This is a genomic window from Massilia sp. P2_C2, from assembly GCF_056404615.1.
Map to the genome: position 1 here is coordinate 1 of NZ_JBFUDR010000478.1, position 3,239 is coordinate 3,239.

Genomic DNA, 3,239 nt, shown 5'->3' on the forward strand with positions numbered 1-3,239 from the left:
GTGCGCGCGCGTGGCGGCGCGCAGGTTGCGTGCGCGCCGCAGGCGCGTCCGGCTGCTGGCCACGGCCTCGACGAGCGCTCCGATCATGGTGTTCTCTCCCTCGATGTGTGCGCGTGCGCCTAGCGGGGGGTGGATGAAACGGGCGATGCGTTGATCCGGCTTTCGTGCGCTTCGCCCCCCGTTTTTTGCGGTCTGTCGCACGCCGCTGGAGGCCGCGAAGCCCGATGGCTACAGTACACACATCGACAGCAGCATCAACCCCGAGGAGAAACATCATGAACGTCATCAAGCACATGGAAGCCGCCTTTGTGGTCGCACTGAGCCTGGCAGCCGTCACGAGTGTCGCCGTCGACCGCATCCAGCCCGCGCAGGCCGCCACGCCGGCATTCACCGCCACCGCAGGCATCCCCGTCGTGCACGTCACGGCGAAGCGTCTGACGCCGGCCGAGAAGCAGCAGATGCTGGCGCTGGAACGCGTGCGGAGCCGTGCATGATGTGCGCTGCTGATAGTTACGTAGGGTGGGCCCCCCTGTGCCCACGCGGACGTTCGCGGTTTGTTGACGTCACGCGTGGGCACGTTTCATTGGATTGATGCCCCCGGCATCAATCCCCCCCGGCCCCAAATGCCCACCCTACGATAAAAGCCCGACCATAATGTGTTTCAAGTGTAAGGAACTGCTTCAATTGCTGAATCGCTAGGCGGACAAGGCTATATTGGGCTCATCCGAAGTCCGGATTGGAGACCAGATCATGAAACGCCTCACGCTCGCCGCCCTCATCGCCGTCGCCGCCGCCGCACCGCTGCCCTCGATGGCGTACAACAATGTCAGCCTGTTCATCGGCACCGCGCCGCCGGCCCCGTTGTACGAACGCGTCCCGCCGCCGCGCCACGGTTATGTGTGGGCGCCCGGCCACTGGGAATGGAGCGGCCAACGCCATACGTGGGCGCCGGGTTACTGGGTCGTCGAGCGTCCGGGCTATGTCTACCGCACGCCCGCCTGGTACCAGGGCAATGGCGGCTGGTATATGCAGCCGGCGGCCTGGACACCGTACGGCCCGGACCGCGACCGCGACGGCGTGCCCGACCGCTTCGAACGCCGCTACGACCGGGGCCATGACCGCGGTTATTACGGCGACCGTCCTTACTATCGCGACCGTGACCGCGACGGCATCCCCGACCGCTACGAGCGCGGCGGCCGCCGCTGGGACGAGGACCGTGACGGCATACCGAACCGCTATGACCGCGACCGGGATGGCGACGGCGTCCCGAACCGTTGGGATCATCGGCCGGACAATCCTTACCGCCGCTGATGTTGCAATAACGTAGGGTGGACGGGTCCCCCGTCCACGCGTTCAGATGCCCCTGCTATTACAGCAACGCTAGCTCTGACTGGACGCGTGGACGGAAGAGCCGGCTGCGTGCCCCGGTCCACCCTACATTTCTGTGCGGCTACGGCGATCGGGAAAAGCGGGTATCCTGTCGGCATGACTGACCTGGAACGCATCGCCTACAAGACCGAACGGGCCGCGAGCCGCCGCCTGGCGCAGAGCGCGGGCCTGTCCGCCGACGAGGCCTTGCGCCGCACGCTGGAACGCGTGGCCGGCACGGGTGGCCTCGCCGCCCTCATCGCCTTGCGCACGGGCATGCTCGCGGCCCAGGCCGCACGCGAAGCGGCGCGTGCCGCCGAGAAAGCCGCTGCCGCCGCGCGCCGTGCTCATCTCCGCGACGCCCGGCCGACCGCCTGGCGCGCCTGGTTCGACGGTTCCGCCCGGCCAAATCCCGGCCGCTGCGGCATCGGCGCGCTGCTGGAAGGACCGGGCGGCATCAAGGTCGAGCTCGCTCAGCCGGCCGGCCACGGCAACAGCAGCGAGGCGGAATACCGCGCGCTGATCGCGCTGCTGGAGGCGGCCGTTGCCCACGGCGCGCGCGACCTCACGATCCACGGCGACAGCCGGGTCGTGATCGACGACGTCAACGGTCCCGACCTGTATGCCGCGCCGGCGCTGGCCGCCTACCGCGCCCGCGTCCAGGCGCTGCTGGTCCACCTGCCCGACGCGCGCCTGCGCTGGGTGCCGCGCCACAGGAATGCCGCGGCCGACGCACTGTCGCAGCGCGCGTTCGCCACCGAATCCACCCTGGACACCATTGCAACAAGTGACGAATCCTGCTGAACTCTACGCCTGGCGCCCGCGCCTCGCGCAACTGGCGGCCGCGGCCGCCGGCGATGCGCCGGACGGCGCCCATGACCTGAACCACGTCGAACGCGTCTGGCGCAATGCGCAGGCGCTGCTCGCGCATCATCCGCAGGCCGACGCCCTCGTCGTGCTGGCGGCCTGTTATCTGCACGATCTCGTCAACGTGCCGAAGAACGATCCGCGCCGCGCCGGCGCATCGCGCCTGTCCGCCGAACTGGCCAGCGAACGCCTCGCGGCGCTCGGCTTTCCGGCGGAAAAGTTGCCGGCCGTCGCGCACGCCATCGAGGCGCACAGCTTTTCCGCCGGCGTCCCCGCGACCACGCTGGAAGCCCGCATCGTGCAGGATGCGGACCGGCTGGACGGCCTTGGCGCCGTCGGGTTGGCGCGCATGTTCTACATCGCCGGCCGCATGGGCAGCGCGCTGGCGCACGGCAGCGATCCGCTGGCACAGGACCGTCCGCTCGACGACAAGGCGTATTCGCTCGACCATATCGAAGCGAAGCTGGCGCGCCTGCCGGCCATGATGCAGACGGAGGCCGGCCGGGCGCTGGGCGAAGCGAGACTGGCCACGCTGACCGGATTCCGCGCCGCGTTCGCGGCCGAGTGGAGCGGCGCGACGCCCTCCGGCACCTGACGGCCGTGGCGCGGCCGCCGTGCCCGCGGGCCGATGCGTTGTCACCAGTGCAATCGGTGCTACCATAGGCGTTTTCCGCAACGCCACCGGAAGCCCATGACCACCAGCGCGACACTTGCCAAAACACCCACCGGCAACCTGAACTTCGTCCTGATCTGCGTCTTCGTCGACATGCTCGGCGTCGGCCTCATCGTGCCCGTGCTGCCGGGCCTCGTGGGCGAATTCGTCGCCAACCGCGAGCAGCAGGCGCTGTGGTACGGCGTGCTCGGCGCCACGTTCGGGCTGATGCAATTCCTGTTCATGCCGATGGTGGGTGCGTTGTCCGACCGCATCGGGCGCCGGCCCGTGCTGCTGTATTCGATGGGCGGCATGTGCATCAACTTCCTCGCGACGGCCTGGGCGCCGAACC

At 69.0% G+C, this 3,239-nt stretch carries 5 protein-coding genes; all 5 read left to right on the plus strand.

What is annotated here, in order from left to right; all coding sequences use genetic code 11:
• Nucleotides 1-275: 275 nt before the first annotated feature.
• Nucleotides 276-494 carry a hypothetical protein gene (locus AC1DYX_RS29650; RefSeq protein ID WP_477265581.1) on the plus strand — a complete coding sequence of 73 codons (219 nt, stop codon included), beginning with the start codon at nucleotides 276-278 and terminating at the stop codon, nucleotides 492-494.
• Between the two features lie 256 nt (nucleotides 495-750).
• Nucleotides 751-1,311 carry a YXWGXW repeat-containing protein gene (locus AC1DYX_RS29655; RefSeq protein WP_477265582.1) on the plus strand — a complete coding sequence of 187 codons (561 nt, stop codon included), beginning with the start codon at nucleotides 751-753 and terminating at the stop codon, nucleotides 1,309-1,311.
• Nucleotides 1,312-1,485: 174 nt separating this feature from the next.
• Entirely contained in the window at nucleotides 1,486-2,172 is a 687-nt protein-coding gene (locus AC1DYX_RS29660; RefSeq protein ID WP_477265584.1) for a ribonuclease HI family protein, read from the plus strand.
• Complete coding sequence (locus AC1DYX_RS29665) at nucleotides 2,156-2,830, plus strand: HD domain-containing protein (RefSeq protein WP_477265586.1); 675 nt, start codon at nucleotides 2,156-2,158, stop codon at nucleotides 2,828-2,830. Before AC1DYX_RS29660 ends, AC1DYX_RS29665 begins: the two co-directional genes overlap by 17 nt.
• Nucleotides 2,831-2,926: 96 nt before the next feature.
• A partial coding sequence (locus AC1DYX_RS29670) for an MFS transporter (protein ID WP_477265588.1) occupies nucleotides 2,927-3,239 on the plus strand: 313 nt, incomplete at its 3' end.

Coding starts and splice junctions, on each gene's coding strand:
- AC1DYX_RS29650 (WP_477265581.1), top strand. CDS start 276: ATGAACGTCATCAAGCACATGGAAGCCGCCTTTGTGGTCGCACTGAGC.
- AC1DYX_RS29660 (WP_477265584.1), top strand. CDS start 1,486: ATGACTGACCTGGAACGCATCGCCTACAAGACCGAACGGGCCGCGAGC.
- AC1DYX_RS29655 (WP_477265582.1), top strand. CDS start 751: ATGAAACGCCTCACGCTCGCCGCCCTCATCGCCGTCGCCGCCGCCGCA.